This window comes from Kitasatospora sp. NPDC042419 (assembly GCF_056437345.1).
This window is the reverse complement of sequence record NZ_JBWKAW010000029.1, coordinates 48444-65902: the sequence shown is the minus strand read 5'-3', so window position 1 is coordinate 65902 and position 17459 is coordinate 48444. Positions and strand designations below refer to the sequence as shown.

Sequence of the window (17459 nt, the reverse complement as noted above, 5' to 3'; positions counted from 1 at the left end):
CCGGTGCGGTCAGTCCCAGGGGTCGCCCTCGGCCGTCATGTCCTCACGGGCCCGCTCCTCGGCCTCCCGCTCGGTGATCGTGACGGACTCCCGGGCCTCCCGGGCCCGTTCGGTCTCGGGGCTGAACGCGTCGGCGGCCTCGTCGTGGGCGAGCGCAGCGCGCCGGGCGGACTCCGTCATCGCGGTGCCGTCCTGCTCGTGGCCCCCGCCCAGCGAGGACCTGGCCTCCTCGGCGGCGTCGTGCCCCTTGTGGCGGAACCTGTCGAAGATGCCCATGACTCCTCCTCCGGACGACTTCCGGGCTGGTCCCACTCTCACACCGGCACGCGGCGGGCGCATCCGCTGCGGCCGGGCGGAGCCGGTCCCGCGGCCGTTCGCCCGACTGGCGATCATTGACGCATGCGTGCCGCCCGCCTGATCCGCATGGCCTTCCTCGTCCAGTCGAACCCCGGCGTGACCGCCGCCGCGCTCGCCCGGGAGCTGGAGGTCTCCGAGCGGACGGTGATCCGCGACGCCCAGGCCCTGCAGGAGGCGGGTGTCCCGGTCCGTTCGGAGCGCGGCCGGGCGGGCGGCTACCGCCTGCCGCCGGGCTACCGCACCCGGCTCACCACGCTGCACCCCACCGAGGCGGAGACCCTCTTCCTGTCCGGCCTGCCCACGGCCCTGCGGGACCTCGGGCTGTCGGACGCGGCGAGCGCGGCCAGGCTGAAGCTGACGGCCACCCTGCTGCCGTCGGTGCGCGCGGCGGCCGAGTCGTCGGTGCGCCGCTTCCACCTCGACGCCCCGGCCTGGTTCCGCGAACCGGAGGCACCGCGGCTGCTGCCGGAGCTGGCCCGGGCGGTGTGGTCCGACCGGACCGTGGAGCTGGCGTACGCGCGGCCGGGCGGGGACGGCGCCCCGCCCTCGGCGGTGACCCGCGTGGTGGAGCCGTACGGGGTCGTCCTGAAAGCGGGCGTCTGGTACCTGGTGGGCCGTGTCCCGGGTGAGCCGGGCGAGGCGGGTGGGGCGGGCGAGGCGGCCGGCCGTGGCCGCGGCGGCGCCTGGCGGACCTACCGTGTCGACCGCGTCACGGCGCTGGCCCCCGCACCGGGCGCGGACGAGCCGTTCGTCCGCGACCCGGCCTTCGACCTGGCGGCGCACTGGGAGGCGCACTCGGCCGGGTTCGCCCGGGCGCTGCTGCGCACGCGTGTCACGGTGCGGCTGACCGGGGAGGGCCTGCGGCGCCTGCCCGCCGTGGTGGACGAGGCGGCGGTCGAGGAGGCGCTCGCCTCGGCGACCGCGCCGGACGCCGCCGGGCGGGTCACGCTCGACGTGCCGGCGGAGTCGGACGAGGTCGCGTTCGACCAGCTGTCCAGGCTGGGCGCGGAGGCGGAGGTGCTGGCCCCGGCGGGCCTGCGCGCCCGCTTCCGCGGGCGCGCGTCGGCCCTGGCCGCCCTGTACGGGGCGGAGGAGCCCGGGGATCAGCGGTAGTCCTCGGGTGAGCCGTCCTTCCCGCCGTAGGTGACGTCCTCGAAGTAGGCCCAGGCGTCGGGCCGGCTGCCGTCCACGTCCCGTACGCCGTAGGCCCTGGCGAGCTCGCCGCTGGAGGTGGACCTGCCGTTCCAGCGGGCGGCCCGGTCCGGGTCGGCGGCCAGCGCCGCGACCGTGCGCGCGAGGTAGTGCGGCGACTCGGCGATCGCGAAGGCCGGTTCCTGCGCGACGGCGTCGCGCCAGTTCTCCTCGCCGACCCCGAAGTGGGCGAGCATCTGCTCCGAGCGCAGGAAGCCCGGCGAGACCGCCACCGCCGTGCCCCCGTACTCCGCCAGTTCCTGGCCCAGCCCGAAGGCGAGGCGGATCGGGGCGTTCTTGGCGAGGTCGTAGTACATGTTCTCGCGGTAGCGGCGGTTGGAGACCGCCGTGCCGTCGGTGACCTCCACGTGCAGCGGCGCGTCGGAGCGGATCAGCAGCGGGAGCAGGAGTGCCGCCGTGATCACGTGCGAGCGGGCCCCGAGCTCCAGGATGCGCAGGCCGTCGGCGAGCGGCGTCTCCCAGCTCTTCCTGCCGAAGACGGAACGGACGAGCAGGTGTTCGCCGCCCCACAGGTCGTTGACGAGGATGTCGAGGCGTCCCTGTTCACGGTCGATCCGCTCGGCGAGGGCACGGACCCGGCCCTCGTCGAGGTGGTCGGTGGGGACGGCGATCCCCGTACCGCCGGCCGCCGCGACGAGCTCCGCGGTCTCCTCGATGGTCTCCGTGCTCCGGCCGACCTCGCTGAGCCGGGTGCGGGTGGTGCGTCCGGTGACGTAGACGGTGGCGCCGGCGCGGCCGAGCTCGACGGCGAGTGCGCGCCCCGCGCCGCGGGTGGCCCCGGCCACGAGCGCGATCCGACCGGCGAGCGGGCCGTCCGGGCCGACCTGAGGAGTGGTGGTTTCCCGATTCATGCGATCCATCGTCCAGGCCAAAAGTGACAGAACACGTCACCCTTTTCCGGCCTTCCCGTCCTGTCCTCCGGCCCGGGCCGGCCACCGGCCCGGGCGGTGCGGGGCGGTGGGGTCGTTGGTCCCGGGCAGGAGCGTCGAAAGGCCGTATCCGCCGCGACGGACCGGGAGAAGGGTGGGACCCGTCAGCCGGTCCCGATCCCACCCCAGGAGCCCGCCGTGACCGTCGCCGCCCACACCGGTGTCCACCGTCCGAGTGAGGAGCCGCACGGCGGGCCGCGCCGCCTGGTCGGGCCGCTGGCCGCGCTGGACGGACGGCTGCCCGGCGTCCACGACCTGCTGCTGGTGCAGTGCCCGAGCTCGCTGCGCCCGCTCGGCGGCGGCGGGCTGCCGGACTGGGCGCGGCAGGTGCTGCGGGCCCATCCGTGGGTGACCGTCGGCCGGGCGCCCGTCGTGGCGGGCTCCCCGGTGGACACCCCGTACCCGGTGCGCTGCACCCGGGACGCGTCCGCCGCGCCCGAGACCTGGCTGCCGGTGACGGTGCGCGGCCCGGAGCGCGGGCAACGGCTGGACGCGCTGGCGCCCCGGGCGGCGGTGGCCCGCACGCTCCGCCCCGAGCAACTGCCCGGCCGGATCGGGCTGCTGCCGCCGGAGCGGTCGGCGGCGGTGCCGGCACTCGCGGTGCTGGCCCTGGCCGGGCAGCTGGTGTCGGACCACCGGCTGGCCTGGGGGCCGATCGGCGCGGTCGGCTACGAACTGGGCAGCGGCGAGCCGGTGGCCGGACCGCTGAGCCCGCTGCGGCTGGTGCTGCGCGCCCCGCAGCCGGTCAGTCGGCGGGACGCGCTGCAGCTGCGGCGGGCGCTGAGCCGGCTGCGGGTGCCGGTCCAGGCGGAGTTGGAGACCAGGTACGGCGCGGTGCTGCTGGCCGAGTACGCGGCCGCGCCGCCGACGGTGACCCTGCTGACCCCGGACGGGCCCCGGGAGGTCCGCGACCCGTGGTTCCCCCGGGGCCTGTGACACCCGCGCCGCCCGCGCGGTGCCGCCCGCGACGGCCGGGCGGCTCAGGCTCAGCCGCTGATGCTGGGGGCGCCGGTCTCCAGGTGGCCGATGAAGCGCTGGGACCAGGTGCCGTCCGCGTCCACCGTCACCGTGAAGTCGTACCAGCCGTCGGTGTAGGCCGCGGCGTTGAAGTGGTCGGTGACGCTGCCGCCGGCCGGGACCTGGTACGTCCAGGGGCCGTCGACGCGGTAGTGGTTGGATGTGATGGTGAAGGTCATCGGCGTGCTGCCGGAGTTGGCCAGCTTGAAGTAGAGGGCCAGCTTGCCGGTGCCGGGCTCGACCGCGTACGAGGCGGTCACGGCCGCGTTCTTGCCCGCCTTGGTGGCGTCGCCCTTGAAACGGCGCAGGAAGCGGTTGGGGCCGACCACGCTCAGGTCGTACTGGCCCCCGCCGTAGCCGCTGCCGCAGTTGAAGAAGTCGCTCTGGCTGCCGCCCGCGTCGACGGTGTACTGCCAAGGCCCGCCGCCGCGGTGGGCGTTGGCGTACGCGGCGAAGTGGGCCGTCCGGACGGCGGCGCCGTCGTTCGCCATCTTCAGCCAGACCTTGATGGTGCCGCCGGAGCCGTACTCCAGCCGGTCCAGGTTGGCGTTCGGCTGGTACGGCAGGGCGCGGGCCGGGCGGACGCCGATCTCCTGGGCGGGCAGCCTGTTGTCGACCGGCGCCGGGTTGGGCAGCGGGCCGCAGTTGGACATGCCGACCACCGCGCCGGCCGTGTCGGGAAGTGCCGGCAGGCCGTAGACCGGGTTGGCGAAGTCGAAGACGCCGGTGAGGTCGCCGCAGACGCGCCGCCGCCAGTCGCTGATGTTGACGCAGGCGGCGGGCTTGCCGATGGCGCTGGTCCACCTCTCCAGGAAGCGCAGCACCGAGGTGTGGTCGAAGACCTCGGAGGAGACCCAACCGCCCCGGGTCCACGGCGAGATCGCGATCAGCGGGACGCGGAAGCCGAGGCCGATGTTGGTGCCCTTGAGGAACTCTCCCGGGGTGTCGGCCGGGGCCGCGGGTGGCGGGACGTGGTCGAAGAAGCCGTCGTTCTCGTCGTAGTTGAGGAAGAGGACGGTGGAGTCGAAGACGTCCGGGTTCGCGCCGAGCGCGTCGATCACCTTGTGGACGAAGTGCGCGCCGTCGGCCGGGGTGGCATACGGGTGCTCGGAGACCTCCTGGTTGGGGACGATCCAGGAGACCTGCGGGAGGGTGCCGGCCAGCACGTCGGCCTTGATCGCGGCGACGATGTCGTCCGGCGTCCGCCCGGTGACCTTGGGGACGGAGCCCATGCCCTTGACGGCGAGCGGGCTGCCGGCCGGGGCGGAGGTGAACCGGGTGAAGTAACCCAACGCGTTGTCGCCGTAGTTGTCGGCGGCGTTCTGGTAGACCCGCCAGCTGACGCCGGCGTTCTCCAGCGCCTCGGCGTAGGTCTGCCAGCGCAGGCCCTTCTCGTCGCCGCCGTCGTACGCCGGGCCGCCCGCGACGCCGGCCGGGTCGATCTGGCCGGACCAGTGGTAGGTGCGGTTGGGCCCGGTGGCGCTCAGCGCCGAGCAGAAGTAGGCGTCGCAGACGGTCCAGTTGTCGGCGAGCGCGTAGTGGAACGGGATGTCCTGGCGGGTCAGGAAGCCCAGCGGGCGGACGTTGCCCTTGGCGGCGACCCAGGAGTCCATCTTCCCGCCGTTCCAGGCCTTGTGCTGGTCGCTCCAGCCGTGCGCGAGGTCCCCGTTGCACTGCGCGAGGCGCTGCGGGTCGGCGCCGCCGGCCGGCTTGGTGAGGCTGAACTGCCACGGGTACTGGCGGCCGAGGCCGTTGGGCTGGTTGAAGACGGAGTAGCCGCCGGCGATCTGGATCGCGGAGCGGTCGGCGAAGCCGCGCACACCGCGCAGGGTGCCGAAGTAGTGGTCGAAGCTGCGGTTCTCCTGCATCAGGATGACGATGTGCCGCGCGTCGGCGAGGGTGCCGGTCTGCGACAGCGCCGCCGCCCGCACGGCGGCGGGAACACCGGAGGGTGCACCGGCGGGTACGCCCGCGGGTACGCCGGTCGGGGCGTCGGCGGCGGGTGCCGCCCCGGCCCCGGTGGTACCGGCTCCTGCCGCGGCGAGCCCCGCGGCGGCGGCGCCGGACAGTGTCACGAACTTCCTACGGCTCAGCTCGGCCATCAGCCCAGCCCGTCCCTTCACTGGCGATGTTGTGCACACAAGTCGGGCCGACTCGATCGCGCAGCATCCTCCACCCGCCGCGAACGGCCCCACCAGGGCCGCGCGGCAGGGTTGGCGGACTGTTCTCCCGGCCGTCACCGAACGACCGGGAGCTGAACGGCGGCCTCAGCCGTCCTTCACGGTGATTCCCAGGGCCTGGGCGAACTGGGGCGCCAGCTCCATCAGTTGGACCGAGCTGATCAGGGCGCCGCGCAGGCCCTGGTGGCCGTCCGGCAGGCCCAGGGCGGCGGCACCGCGCAGGTCCACCTGGCCGAGGGCGGCGCCGCGCAGCCGGACCTCCTCCAGGGTGGAGCCGGGGAAGGCGACGTCGGTGAGCCTCGCGTCCCCGAAGTCCACGTCGCGCAGCAGGCAGTCCTCGAAGACGACGTCGCGCAGGACGGCGGCGCGCAGGTTGACCGCCTCCAGCTTGCAGCCGCGGAACACCACCCGGCGCAGCGCCGAGCCGTGCGCGGTGACGCCGGCCAGGACGCCGCCGGTGACGGTGGCGTCCTGCCACTCGCTGTCGGCGAGGTCGCAGGCCACCCAGCGGCCGGCCTGCACCCAGGCCTCGTTGAACCGGGCCTGCCGGAGCTTGACCCTGCTCAGCGCGACGCCGGTGAAGGCGCACTCCAGGAAGGTCGCGCCGGAGGCCCGCTGGTCCGTGTACTCGCCGCCGTCGAAGTGGACGGTGTCGTAGCGCGCGTCGCTGCGCAGCGGCCCGGTGTGCGGGCGCAGCAGGTCGGCGTACGGCAGGTCTTCCAGGCGGTCGGGGGCGGGCTTCGGCATGGCGGGGCACCTCGCGGTCGGCGGCAGACGGCTCTCGCCCGCATGCTCGCACGCGGCACCGACAGGTCCGGGCGGCCCGCGCGGGCGGCGCGGTGCGGGCGGCGCGGCGTGGTGCGAGCGGTCGGCGCGGTGCGGGCGGTCGGCGCGGCGTGGTGCGGGCCCGGTGGGCGGGTGCGGTTCCGGGCGGACGGGTGCCGGCGAGCGGGCGCGGCGGTGGCACGGTGGGGCGCCCACCGCCGGCCCTGCTCGTGTTCGCCGTCATGGGCGGGCACGCGCACGGACCGGCCCGGCCGCTGGGGTCCAGCGGCCGGGCCGTCCGGTGCGGTGCGAGGGGGCGTCAGCCCGCCAGGCCGTTCCGCCACAGGCTGTTGACGCGGCTGCGCTCGGTGCTGTTCGGGTTGGGGTTGGTGCAGGAGGTGCCGGGGCCGCCACCGGACATCAGCTCGCTGCACGGGCCCGAGTAGTGGTCCGGCAGGCCGAGCACGTGCCCGGTCTCGTGCGCGACGACGCGCAGCGAGCTGTACTGACGGTTCTGCGCGTAGTCGAGGAAGATGTAGCCGCGCCCGTGGCCGTCGGTGCTCGCGTACGAGCCGCGGGAGTCGTTGCCCTCGTAGTAGCGGAAGTCGGCGGCCGAACCCGACCGCAGCTGCACGTTGGTGACCGAGCTGTTCCAGATCTGCGCGCTCTGGGCTATCTGGTTGCGGAAGGTCGGCGCGCTGCTGGCGTCGTAGGTCACGGTGACGGCCAGCAGGTACGGGTTGGCGGCCTGCTTGGCGCGGGCGGACTTCATGACGGCCTCGTAGAACGCCTTGTTGTCGGCGTCCTCGGCGACCGAGTTCGTGCGCGCGGCGGTGGCCGTGTAGCCCTGGGCGGGCGCGGCGGTGGCCGTGGTGGGCAGGGCGGCCAGGCCGGCGGCGAGCGCCAGGCCGACGGCGGCCGAGAAGGTGCGCGAGACACGGTTCATGTGGGGGGCTCCCGTTCACGGGTGGAGGGGTGGTGGGGGTGTACGTGGCACCGGTGGTGCAGGCAGTGCAGGCGGTACCGGTGGTGCGGGCGGTACCGGGGTTCCGGGTGGTGCCGGGGGCGGTACCGGGGTGGTGCGGGCGGTACCGGGGTGGTGCGTGCCGCCCGTCACGCCGACCGGCCGGAGGGGGCCGTCCGGTGGGCCGCGCCGGGGGCCGTCAGGAGGCCGGGTCAGCCGGCCAGGCCGTGCCGCCGGAGGGGGTCGACGCGGCCGCGGCCGGCGCCCCTCGGGTACGGGTCGGTGCGGGACGGGCGGGAGCCGCCACCGGACCTCGGCTCGCTGCGCGGCGCGGCCGCGCCCGGGGTGCGGCGCGGGACGGCGCCGGCCACGGGGGCCGCGGCGGCGGTCGCGAGGGCGTCCGCCGTACCGGGCGGGGTGCCCGGGCCGGCGGCCGGCACCGGGTCGGCGGCCGGCACCGGGTCGGGCACGGTGGAGAGCGTGCGCAGGAGGCGATCCATGTGGGGGCTCCGATTCGCGGAAGCGCCGTGGTCCGGTGGGGGCCGGGCCGCGGGCATCGGATGAATGCTTTGCTGCCCCCAGAGCTTCGGCCAGGCCGACGGCCCGGCGGATGATGTCAACCGGCGATAGCACGGACCAATCACCCGCCGGGCGCGGACCGGACGCCGGGACCGCCGCCCGGCTCCGGCGCCCCTGCCGACCCGACAGCCTGTCATGTCCCTGGCGTCAGACGGTTTCGACCGTTACGCTCCCGATGTGGAGCTCGACGTGAGACACCTCCGGGTGCTGTGCGCCATCGCCGACACCGGCAGCCTCCGCAAGGCCGCGCTGCAGCTCGGCATGACCCAGCCGTCGCTCACCACCCAGCTGCACCGCATCGAACGGGCCGTCGGCGGAACGCTGTTCACCCGGGAGCAGACCGGCAGCCGGCCCACCGCGCTCGGCCACTCGGTGCTGTCCCGGGCCAGGCCGGTGATCGCCGAGATGGCCGCGCTGGTCGCCGCCGCCCGCCAGGAGGCCCGGGAGACGGCCGGCAGCGAGCGCGCCCGGCGGCTGCGGATCGGCAGCGTCGGCAGCCGGGCGGTGGCCGCCTGGCTGCGCCGGGTGCACGAACGGCTGCCGGAGACCGACACCACCATCCAGATCGACATCTCCGCCAACGCGCTGCTCCGGATGATCGCCGCCGACCAGCTGGACGTCGCCTTCGTGCACGAGAGCGAGGGCTTCCCGCTGCGGCTGCCGCCGGACGCCGAACACCGCGTGCTGATGGCCCGTGAGCCCCAGTTCGTCGCGCTCGCCGCCGGCCACCCGGCGGCAGCCCGGCCGGTGGTCCGGCTGGCCGACCTCGCCGAGGACACCTGGATGGTGGACCCGACGGCGGACCACGAGTACGCGGCGATGCGCCGGGTGTTCCGCGGCGCCGGACTCAACCCGCGGGTGGTCCAGGTCCGCGACAACACCACCGCCGCCGAGCTGGTCGCCTCCGGAGAGGCCGTCCGCCCCTGCCAGCCGACCTCCGTCCCCGGGCCCGGCACCGTCGTGCGACGGCTGCACGGCGACCCGCTGGCCGTCCGGCTGCTGCTCGTCTGGCGGCCGCGCGCACTCGGCGTGCCGGCCCGCGAGGCGCTGTTCGGGGAGCTGCGGGCGGTCTACCTCGACCTGGCGCAGGCCAGTCCGGCGTACCGGACCTGGCTCGCCGGGCACGACGGGATCCACCGCGGCCTGCTGGGCCTGCCCTCCGACCAGGTGCCCGCCGACCCGTCCTCCGCCGACCCGTCCTCCGCAGACCTGCCGACCGCCGACCCGTCTCCCGCCGACCTGCCGTCCACCGGCCCCCTTCCCGCCGCGGGGCGCGAGGTGCACCCCCGCGACGGGCGGCCGCGGGAGTCCCCCCGGGAGTCCCCCCGACCGCCCCGCGACCCGTCACCCCCGCCGACCGAGGCGCCTCCCCCGCGCCGTCCGGCAACCGCTCAGCCCTCCCGGGCGTGCATCGCCACCCCGACCGCCACGGTGGCCGCGCTCACCAGACCGGCCGCCAGGACCCCGGCCGAGCCCGCCGCCGTGCAGGCGAGCACCGCGACCGAGGCGACCGGCAGCAGCAACAGCTGAGCCGCCCCGGTCTTGACGTGCCGGGAGTGCAGCAGCCAGACGGTGAACAGGTAGACCGCGGTCGGCACGGTCACCGTCGCGGTGGCGGCCGTCTCGGAGATGTGCGCCTTGTGCACGGCCGATTCGACCGCCACCTCCAGACCGGCGCCGATCGCGGCCGCCGAGCCGAACACCAGGTAGTGGCCGTACCCCCAGAGGAAGGCCTGCCGGTTGCTGCGCAGGTGCTCGTGCACCGACCGGGCGAAGTAGATCCACCAGGCCGAGAAGCAGATCAGCAGTCCGCCGGCGGCGACCGGCAGCAGCCGGGCCAGCCCCTCGTGCTCGTCCACGGCGGACTGCACCGCGATGGTCGCCGCGGCCACCGTCTCGCCGAGCACGATCAGGGTGAACAGGCCGTACCGCTCGGCGATGTGGTGCGGGTGCCAGGTCGTCTGCATCCGCAGTTCGGCGACCACCGGCACGGACAGCTCGGCCACGATGCCGAGCGGGATCAGCACCGCGCGGGCCCCGTCCGGCAGCACCAGCATCACGACCCAGGCGACCTGGCAGAGCGTGATCCCGGCGGCGTACCGCAGCGCCACGCCGCGTGCCGGGCCCTCCTCGCTGGCCGCCGCACGCAGCCACTGGGTCACCATGGCCAGCCGCATCACCACGTACCCGATGACCGAGAGCGTCAGGTCCTGGTCGGCGAACATCCGGGGCACGCCGGCCGCGAGGATCAGCACGCCGGCGATCTGGACCAGCGTGGTGATCCGGTACGGGACGTCGTCGCAGTCGTAGGCGGAGGCGAACCAGGTGAAGTTCATCCAGGCCCACCAGATCGCGAAGAAGGCGAAGACGTAGCCGGTCAGGCCGTCGCCCCAGTGGCCCGCGGCGAGGTCGTGGGCGAGCTCCCGGCCGGCCTGGCCGACCGCGACCACGAAACAGAGGTCGAAGAAGAGCTCCAGCGGGGTGGCGACCCGGTGCGGTTCGTCCCGGCTGCGCGGGACCATCCGGCGCACCGGGTGCCGGTCGACGTGGTGCGGGCGGGGTGCTGCGGCGGAATCGCTGGTCATCGGCGGTCTCCGGGCTCCGGACGGGCGGGCGGGGCTGTACCCGCCGCATCCTGGCAGCGGCCCGGGCGGCACGCACGCACCGGCGCGGCCGCCGTACGGCGGTCGGCGGCACCGCCGTCCGTCCCGGGAGCCCGCTCCGGAACCCCGTCCGCCGGGGCCCGCGATTGCGCCGGATAGGTCCGATTTGCCGTGTCGTCAGCGAGAGTTGACGCTCCGGTGCGCGAACCGGGTGACAGCACGGCGGGTTTCCGGGCGCGCCCGCGCCGTACGGCACGGCGGCCCGGATCGCCCCGCTAGATTCTTCCCCGGTTGGAAGCGGGCGGGTCCGGGCGGACCCACGACAGGGGCGGCCTGCGGGCATCGCGGAAGGTCAAGGCCGGTGGCGGGACAGCGGGGGCGGCACAGCCGGTCCTCCCGTGTCCGCACCACCGGCCTCGTGATCACCGCGCTGCTCGCCAGTGCCCGCCGTGCGGTACGCGCCTTCCGGGCGGCACGCGCGCGCCGCGCCCTCCGCACCGCCTGCGCCGCCCGTGCCGACCGCGGCCGACCGACGGCGGCCCCGACCGCGGCCCCGGGGACTACTTCTCCCAGCCGACCTTGCTGTAGTCCAGGCTCGCCAGCCCGAAGGCGCCGTAGTTGGCCAGGCCCTTGCGGGTCGCCAGCACGGTCGGCCGCTGGTACAGCTCGACGGTGTGGCCGAGCTCCCAGATCCTGGCGTCCGCCTGGTTGTAGAGCTTCGCGGCCTCCACCGGGTCGATCGTGCCGGCCGCCTTCTTCAGCAGCCCGTCGATCTCCTCGGTGCCGAGCTTGGAGTAGTTCCCGAAGACGTTGTCCCCCTGCGGCAGCCGGAAGTTCAGCAGGCTGCTGGAGAGCGGGAACGAGTCGGTGTTGCGCCAGCTGGCGATGTCGAACTTGCCCGGGTTGACGTACTTGGTGAAGAAGTCGTTCGACGCGACCTTGTCCAGCTCCACCTTGACGCCGGCCGCCAGCCACATCGCCTGGGCGGCGGTGGCGAGGTCGAGCTGGGCCTGCGTGGTGGCCTCGTTGACCACCCAGTGGAGGGTCAGCGACTGGCCGTCCTTGGTGCGCGGCTGGCCGCTGCCGGCCTCCTTCCACCCCGCCTCGTCGAGCAGCTTCTTCGCCGCGGGCACGTCGAACTTGGCCCACTCGCCCGAGTTGTCCTGGTAGCCGGTCTGGTTGGGCATGAAGATGTGGTTGCCGAGCGGCTTGAACTCCACCGGGACGCCGTTGTTGGCGATCTTGATCAGCGAGCTGCGGTCCAGCGCCTTGCCGAGCGCCTGCCGGACCTTCACGTCCGCCAGCGGACCGCCGCCGCCGAAGGAGATGTGCACCTCGTCCCACGGGCTGGCCGCCCGGATCACCGTGTCCTTGGCGTCCTTGAGCTGCCCGTACGCGGTGGCGGTGCCGGCCGCGGCGCTGTCGATCTCGTTGTTGAGGAAGGACTGGGTGGTCGCCGACTGCGACATCACCCGGAAGGTGATCTTCTCCGCCTTGGGCTTGGCGCCCCACCAGGCCGGATCCGGGACCAGCGTGATGGTCTGCGCCGTCTTGTCCGCCGTGCCGATCTTCAACGCGCCGGCGGTGATCGGGATCTTGTCCACCCAGCCCTTGTTGAAGTCGTCCGCGGTGGCGATCCCGGCGGCCGGGATCAGCGGGCGGAAGAGGTTCTGCCAGTCCGCGTACGGCTCCGAGAAGGTCACCTTGACCTCGGACGGGTCCGCGCCCTGCTCGACGGCGGAGATCTGCTCGTAGCCCGAGGAGTCGGCGATGTTGTAGCCGTCCTTCTTGCCGTTGCTGGCCTCCCAGTCGGCCTTGAAGTCCAGGTGGCTCAGCGGCTTGCCGTCGGACCACTTCGCCTTCGGGTTGAGCTTGTAGGTGACCACCTGCGGGGAGGTCGAGGTGACCTTGGCGTCCAGCAGGTAGTCCGGCGAGGGCTTGAAGGTGCCGGACTCGTCCGTGGTGAACAGGTTCGGCTCCAGGGCCCGCATGATCTCGACCGCGTCGCCGTACCTGCCGTCCACCTGGAACGGGTTCCACTGGGTGATCCACTGGTAGAGCGGGAACCGGACCTCGCCGCCGTCGCGGACCTGGTCCACCGGCTTGGCGTTGATGTCGATGGAACCCTGTCCCGGCGCCTCGCTCTTGACCGCGGTGTCGGCCGAGCCGCCGCCCGAGCTGCACGCGGTGGCGGCGAGGGCGACGGCGAGGGCGAGTACGGCAACGCGGCCGAGTCGGCGTGCTGGCGTGGCGAGAGCGTCCATGAGGGTTCCCCCCGTGATGTCCGGCTAGTGGTGAGAGTTGAGCGTCGCGAGGTGTGGCGAGGCTTGAGCGTGGGCAGCCAAGTCGGTGCCGGCGGAGCGAACGTAACAGCCGATCAGAACCAGTACCAGGGGGCATCGTTCACACCTGACTCAAACGAAACACGACGCAACACCGCCGCAACACCCCGGCCGCGCGCCGGTGCAACACTCTGACCTGCGGTTTCCTGACCACCGTCAAGTCCCGCCCCGACGACCGCCCCCACCCCCACCCCCGGGCCGCACCCCGGCCCACCGACCGAAGGCCACCCACCGATGCCCACCAGACGCGTCGGCCCCGCCCCCACCCCGGGCGGCCGTTGATGCTCCGCTACCTGACGAAGCGGCTCGCCTACTACGCGCTCCTGCTGGCGGCCGCCGTCTTCCTGGCGTACGCGCTCTCCGCCACCGCGCTCCAGCCGCGCACCTACTTCGAGGCCCGGGTGCCGCGCCCGGCCGCCGCCTCGGTGGAACGCCAGCTCGACGACCTCAACCTGAACGACCACACCCCGGTCGTCGAGCGGTTCGGCCGGTGGGCCGGCGACCTGCTCCACGGCGACCTCGGGCGCACCATCCACGACACCCCGGTGATCGACGACTTCCGCCGCCGGGTCTGGGTCTCCCTGCGACTGCTGCTGATCGGCAGCCTGCTCGGCATGGTGCTCGGCGTCGCCGCCGGAGCCTGGAGCGCGGTCCGCCAGTACCGGATCTCCGACCGGCTGCTCACCCTCGTCTCCTTCGTGCTGCTCTCCACCCCGGTGTTCCTGGTCGCCCTCTTCCTCAAGAACGGGGCCATCGCCGCCAAGGACGCCGTCGGCCACGAGGTCGTCCCGTTCACCGGCTACGAGACCCCCGGACTCACCGGCGGGATCGGCGCCCACCTCGCCGACTGGGCGCTGCACCTGCTGCTGCCCACCCTCTCGCTGGCACTCGGCGGCCTCGCCACCTACAGCCGCTACCAGCGCGGCACCATGCTCGACGTGCTCGGCTCCGACTACCTGCGCACCGCCGAGGCCAAGGGCCTCACCCGCAACCGCGCGCTGCTCAGGCACGGGCTGCGGACCGCGGTCATCCCGATGTCGACGATGTTCGCCTACAGCTTCCTCGCCATCTTCACCGGCGCCGCCTTCACCGAGACCATCTTCGGCTGGCACGGCATGGGCGAGTGGTTCATCCAGTCCATCAACGAACAGGACGTCAACGCGGTCGTCGCGGTCAACCTGTTCGCCGCCGTCGTGGTGCTCGCCTCCGGCTTCCTCGCCGACACCCTGCACGCCGCCCTCGACCCGCGCGTGCGGTCCTGACCGGAGGAGAGCCCCTGTGACCGCCGCGACAGCCGAACCCGTCGAGCCCGCCCCGCCCGCCGGGCCCGTCCCACCCGCCACCGCCGCCGCACTCCCCGAGGTGACCGGCCGCGGCCGGCTCGTCCTCGCCCGCCTGCTCGCCGCCCGCTGGGCGGTGGCCGGCGCCGTCGTCGTCCTGCTGCTGTTCGCCCTCGCCTTCGGCGGCCAGTACCTCACCCCCTTTGACTACGCCGCCCCCGACTACACCGCGCTGCGCCAACCACCCTCCGGCACCCACTGGTTCGGCACCAACGGGGTCGGTCAGGACGTCTTCGCGCAGACCGTCCGCGGCCTGCAGAAGTCGCTCGTCATCGGCCTGCTGGTCGCGCTCTTCTCGACCGTGCTGGCCTCCCTGGTCGGTGCCTGCGCAGGCTACTTCGGGGGCTGGGCCGACCGGGTCCTGATGTTCCTGGTCGACCTGATGCTGGTCTTCCCGGCCTTCCTCGTCATCACGATCATCTCGCCCCGGCTGAAGGGCGCCGGCTGGCTCGCCTTCGTCCTGCTGCTCGCCCTGTTCAACTGGATGATCACCGCCCGGGTGATCCGCTCGATGACCATCTCCCTGCGCGAGCGGGAGTTCGTCCGCGCCGCGCAGTTCATGGGCGTCCAACCGCTGCGGATCATCACCCGGCACATCCTCCCGAACGTCGCCTCCTTCCTCATCATCGACGCCACCATCGCGGTCGGCGGCGCCGTGATGAGCGAGACGGCGCTCTCCTACTTCGGCTTCGGCGTCAAGGCGCCCGACGTCTCGCTCGGCACCCTGCTCGCCGCCGGCACCAGCGAGGCGCCCGTCTTCCCCTGGCTCTTCTACTTCGCGGCCGGGCTGCTGGTGCTCTTCGTCCTGGCCGTCAACCTGATCGGGGACGGACTGCGCGACGCCCTCGACCCGACCTCCGAGGCCGCCCGGCGCCCCCGGCGGCCCCGGCGCTCCGACCGCAGGAAGCAGGCCCGCACGTGACCACCACCGTCGAGACCCCGCCGTCCGGCGCGCCCGCGCCCGCGGCCGGCGAGCCGCTGCTGGCCGTCCGGGACCTCCACGTCGACTTCACCGGCCCGCGCGGCAGCGCCCCCGTCCCCGCCGTCCGCGGCGTCGACCTCACCCTGCGGCGCGGCGAGACCCTCGGCATCGTCGGCGAGTCCGGCTCCGGAAAGTCCGTCACCGCCCTGGCCGTGCTCGGCCTGCTGCCCGGCACCGCCCGCGTCCGGGGCTCGGTCCGGCTGGACGGACGCGAACTGGTCGGCCTGCCCGGACGGGAGCTCGCCGCCGTCCGCGGCCGGCGGATCGCCATGGTCTTCCAGGACCCGCTCTCCGCCTTCACCCCCGTCTACCGGATCGGCGACCAGATCGTCGAGGCGCTCCGCATCCACCAGCCCCTCGACCGGGCCGCCGCCCGCAGGCGGGCCGCCGAACTGCTCGACCTGGTCGGCATACCCGCGCCCGACCGCGCCCTCGACAGCTTCCCGCACGAGTTCTCCGGCGGCATGCGGCAGCGCGCGATGATCGCGATGGCCATCGCCAACGACCCCGACGTCCTGCTCGCCGACGAACCCACCACCGCCCTCGACGTCACCATCCAGGCCCAGGTCCTCGACGTGCTGCGCACCGCCCAGCGCGAGACCGGCGCCGCACTGGTCCTGGTCAGCCACGACCTCGGCGTGATCGCCGGGATGGCCGACCGGGTCGCGGTCATGTACGCGGGCCGGGTGGTCGAGACGGCCGGCGTCGACGAACTGTTCGCCGCACCCCGCCACCCGTACACGCTCGGCCTGATCGGTGCGGTGCCCCGGCTGGACGGGCGCGGCGGGCCGCTGGTGCCGATACCCGGCACGCCCGCGCCGATGGCCGAGCTGCCGGCCGGCTGCCCGTTCGCCGTGCGCTGCCCGCTGGCCGAGGACCGCTGCCGGACGGCGGAGCCGCCGCTGGCGGGGGCGGACGGGGCGGCGGGAGCGGACCGGGCGGCGGGGGTCGGCCGGGTCGCCTCGGCCGGGGGGACCGGCGGAGCCGACGGGGCCGGTGGTACCGAGGGGGCCATTGGTACCGAGGGGGCCAGTGGTGCTGAGGGGGCCGGTGGTGCTGAGGGGCACCTCGCCGCCTGTGTCCGCGCGGGCGAGCTGGCCGAGCGGCGACCCGCACCATCCGAGGTCTACCCGGTGCCCGCCTTCCCCCCGCCGGCGACCGGCGCGGAACCCCGGGAGGAACGCGCCCCGGTCCTCGACGTCGCCGGGCTCACCAAGATCTTCCCGCTGCTCAAGGGCTCCGTGTTCAAACGCCGGATCGGCTCGGTGCACGCGGTGGACGGCGTCGACCTGTCGATCCGGGAGGGCGAGACGCTCGGCCTGGTCGGCGAGTCCGGCTCGGGCAAGTCCACCACCCTGTTCGAGCTGCTGCGCCTCGCCGCCCCCGAGTCCGGCCGGATCGAGCTGCTCGGCCGCGACACCGCCGGGCTCTCCCGGGCCGAGGCCCAACGGATGCGCTCCCGGCTGCAGATCGTCTTCCAGGACCCGATGGCCAGCCTCGACCCGCGGATGCCGGTCGGCGACATCGTGGCCGAACCGCTGCGCGCCCAGCGGGCCGCCAAGGACGAGATCGCCCGCAGGGTCCCCGAACTGCTCCGCCAGGTGGGCCTCGACCCCGCCCACGCCGTCCGCTACCCGCACCAGTTCTCGGGCGGGCAGCGGCAGCGGATCTCGATCGCCCGCGCGCTGGCCGTCCGGCCGAAGCTGCTGGTGCTCGACGAGCCGGTCTCCGCCCTGGACGTCTCCATCCAGGCCGGCGTGCTCAACCTGCTCCAGGCGCTCAAGGCGGAGCTGGGCCTCTCCTACCTCTTCGTCTCGCACGACCTCTCGGTGATCCGGCACCTCGCCGACCGGGTCAGCGTCATGTACCTCGGGCGGACGGTCGAGGAGGGCGAGGTCACCGCCGTCTTCGACCGCCCGCGCCACCCCTACACCCGCGCACTGCTCTCCGCCGTACCGCTGCCGGACCCGGCCGCCGAACGGGCCCGGTCGCGCATCCTGCTCGCCGGCGACCCGCCCTCCCCCACCGCCCGGCGCACCGGCTGCCCGTTCCGCACCCGCTGCACCGTCCACGCCGCGCTCGGCGACGCGGCCGCGCGGGCCCGCTGCGAGACCGAGGCCCCTGCGCTGACCGGGCCCGCGCCGGGCGCCGACCACCGGGCGGCCTGCCACTTCCCGGAGGGGTAGGCC

Annotated in this window: 13 protein-coding genes and 1 pseudogene; 6 read left to right on the top strand and 8 right to left on the bottom strand. The window is 74.4% G+C overall.

Annotation, left to right across the window (positions count from 1 at the left end; all coding sequences use genetic code 11):
* Positions 1-9 precede the first annotated feature (9 nt).
* Positions 10-276 carry a hypothetical protein gene (locus AC067J_RS35610; RefSeq protein ID WP_478306400.1) on the bottom strand — a complete coding sequence of 89 codons (267 nt, stop codon included), beginning with the start codon at positions 274-276 and terminating at the stop codon, positions 10-12.
* A 123-nt stretch (positions 277-399) separates the two neighbouring features.
* On the opposite strand from AC067J_RS35610, the gene AC067J_RS35605 reads away from it, so the two are divergent.
* The gene (locus tag AC067J_RS35605) at positions 400-1470 is read left to right on the top strand and encodes a helix-turn-helix transcriptional regulator (protein ID WP_478306398.1); all 1071 of its coding nucleotides are present in this window, start codon (positions 400-402) and stop codon (positions 1468-1470) included.
* Here the strand turns inward: AC067J_RS35605 and AC067J_RS35600 are convergent.
* Positions 1461-2420 carry an SDR family oxidoreductase gene (locus AC067J_RS35600; RefSeq protein WP_478306396.1) on the bottom strand — a complete coding sequence of 320 codons (960 nt, stop codon included), beginning with the start codon at positions 2418-2420 and terminating at the stop codon, positions 1461-1463. The genes AC067J_RS35605 and AC067J_RS35600 overlap by 10 nt on opposite strands.
* A 216-nt stretch (positions 2421-2636) precedes the next feature.
* Between AC067J_RS35600 and AC067J_RS35595 the strand changes: the two genes are divergently transcribed.
* The gene (locus AC067J_RS35595) at positions 2637-3434 is read left to right on the top strand and encodes a phosphoribosyl-dephospho-CoA transferase MdcG domain-containing protein (protein ID WP_478306394.1); all 798 of its coding nucleotides are present in this window, start codon (positions 2637-2639) and stop codon (positions 3432-3434) included.
* Between the two features lie 50 nt (positions 3435-3484).
* On the opposite strand, the gene AC067J_RS35590 is transcribed toward AC067J_RS35595, so the two are convergent.
* The 4 genes from AC067J_RS35590 to AC067J_RS35575 all read right to left on the bottom strand — a co-directional run bounded on the left by AC067J_RS35590 (position 3485) and on the right by AC067J_RS35575 (position 7924).
* Entirely contained in the window at positions 3485-5617 is a 2133-nt protein-coding gene (locus AC067J_RS35590; RefSeq protein ID WP_478306392.1) for a phosphocholine-specific phospholipase C, read from the bottom strand.
* A gap of 165 nt (positions 5618-5782) precedes the next feature.
* Entirely contained in the window at positions 5783-6442 is a 660-nt protein-coding gene (locus AC067J_RS35585; protein ID WP_478306390.1) for a pentapeptide repeat-containing protein, read from the bottom strand.
* A 337-nt stretch (positions 6443-6779) separates the two neighbouring features.
* Positions 6780-7406 (bottom strand): snapalysin, encoded by a 627-nt coding sequence (snpA, locus tag AC067J_RS35580; protein ID WP_478306388.1) that lies wholly within the window; start codon positions 7404-7406, stop codon positions 6780-6782.
* A gap of 230 nt (positions 7407-7636) precedes the next feature.
* Positions 7637-7924 (bottom strand): hypothetical protein, encoded by a 288-nt coding sequence (locus AC067J_RS35575; protein ID WP_478306386.1) that lies wholly within the window; start codon positions 7922-7924, stop codon positions 7637-7639.
* 214 nt (positions 7925-8138) lie between these two features.
* Here AC067J_RS35575 and AC067J_RS35570 point away from each other — a divergent pair.
* Positions 8139-9131: pseudogene (locus AC067J_RS35570) on the top strand (LysR family transcriptional regulator); the annotation flags it as partial.
* Between the two features lie 263 nt (positions 9132-9394).
* On the opposite strand, the gene AC067J_RS35565 reads toward AC067J_RS35570, so the two are convergent.
* Both AC067J_RS35565 and AC067J_RS35560 read right to left on the bottom strand, forming a co-directional pair.
* Positions 9395-10588 carry a low temperature requirement protein A gene (locus AC067J_RS35565; protein WP_478306385.1) on the bottom strand — a complete coding sequence of 398 codons (1194 nt, stop codon included), beginning with the start codon at positions 10586-10588 and terminating at the stop codon, positions 9395-9397.
* A gap of 578 nt (positions 10589-11166) precedes the next feature.
* A complete protein-coding gene (locus AC067J_RS35560; RefSeq protein WP_478306383.1) occupies positions 11167-12870 on the bottom strand; it encodes an ABC transporter family substrate-binding protein in 1704 nt (567 codons plus the stop codon).
* A 359-nt stretch (positions 12871-13229) separates the two neighbouring features.
* Between AC067J_RS35560 and AC067J_RS35555 the strand changes: the two genes are divergently transcribed.
* From AC067J_RS35555 to AC067J_RS35545, 3 genes are read left to right on the top strand one after another with little or no spacing between them, the layout of a single operon-like run.
* Complete coding sequence (locus tag AC067J_RS35555; protein ID WP_478306381.1) at positions 13230-14210, top strand: ABC transporter permease; 981 nt, start codon at positions 13230-13232, stop codon at positions 14208-14210.
* Positions 14211-14226: 16 nt separating this feature from the next.
* The gene (locus AC067J_RS35550) at positions 14227-15210 is read left to right on the top strand and encodes an ABC transporter permease (RefSeq protein WP_478306379.1); all 984 of its coding nucleotides are present in this window, start codon (positions 14227-14229) and stop codon (positions 15208-15210) included.
* Positions 15207-17456 (top strand): dipeptide ABC transporter ATP-binding protein, encoded by a 2250-nt coding sequence (locus AC067J_RS35545; RefSeq protein ID WP_478306378.1) that lies wholly within the window; start codon positions 15207-15209, stop codon positions 17454-17456. Before AC067J_RS35550 ends, AC067J_RS35545 begins: the two co-directional genes overlap by 4 nt.
* The last annotated feature ends 3 nt before the right edge of the window (positions 17457-17459 follow it).

Excerpts from the sequence above, each read along its gene's own strand:
- snpA (WP_478306388.1), bottom strand. The coding sequence starts at position 7,406 with ATGAACCGTGTCTCGCGCACCTTCTCGGCCGCCGTCGGCCTGGCGCTC.
- AC067J_RS35600 (WP_478306396.1), bottom strand. The coding sequence starts at position 2,420 with ATGAATCGGGAAACCACCACTCCTCAGGTCGGCCCGGACGGCCCGCTC.
- AC067J_RS35560 (WP_478306383.1), bottom strand. The coding sequence starts at position 12,870 with ATGGACGCTCTCGCCACGCCAGCACGCCGACTCGGCCGCGTTGCCGTA.
- AC067J_RS35590 (WP_478306392.1), bottom strand. The coding sequence starts at position 5,617 with ATGGCCGAGCTGAGCCGTAGGAAGTTCGTGACACTGTCCGGCGCCGCC.
- AC067J_RS35605 (WP_478306398.1), top strand. The coding sequence starts at position 400 with ATGCGTGCCGCCCGCCTGATCCGCATGGCCTTCCTCGTCCAGTCGAAC.
- AC067J_RS35555 (WP_478306381.1), top strand. The coding sequence starts at position 13,230 with ATGCTCCGCTACCTGACGAAGCGGCTCGCCTACTACGCGCTCCTGCTG.
- AC067J_RS35565 (WP_478306385.1), bottom strand. The coding sequence starts at position 10,588 with ATGACCAGCGATTCCGCCGCAGCACCCCGCCCGCACCACGTCGACCGG.
- AC067J_RS35610 (WP_478306400.1), bottom strand. The coding sequence starts at position 276 with ATGGGCATCTTCGACAGGTTCCGCCACAAGGGGCACGACGCCGCCGAG.
- AC067J_RS35585 (WP_478306390.1), bottom strand. The coding sequence starts at position 6,442 with ATGCCGAAGCCCGCCCCCGACCGCCTGGAAGACCTGCCGTACGCCGAC.
- AC067J_RS35575 (WP_478306386.1), bottom strand. The coding sequence starts at position 7,924 with ATGGATCGCCTCCTGCGCACGCTCTCCACCGTGCCCGACCCGGTGCCG.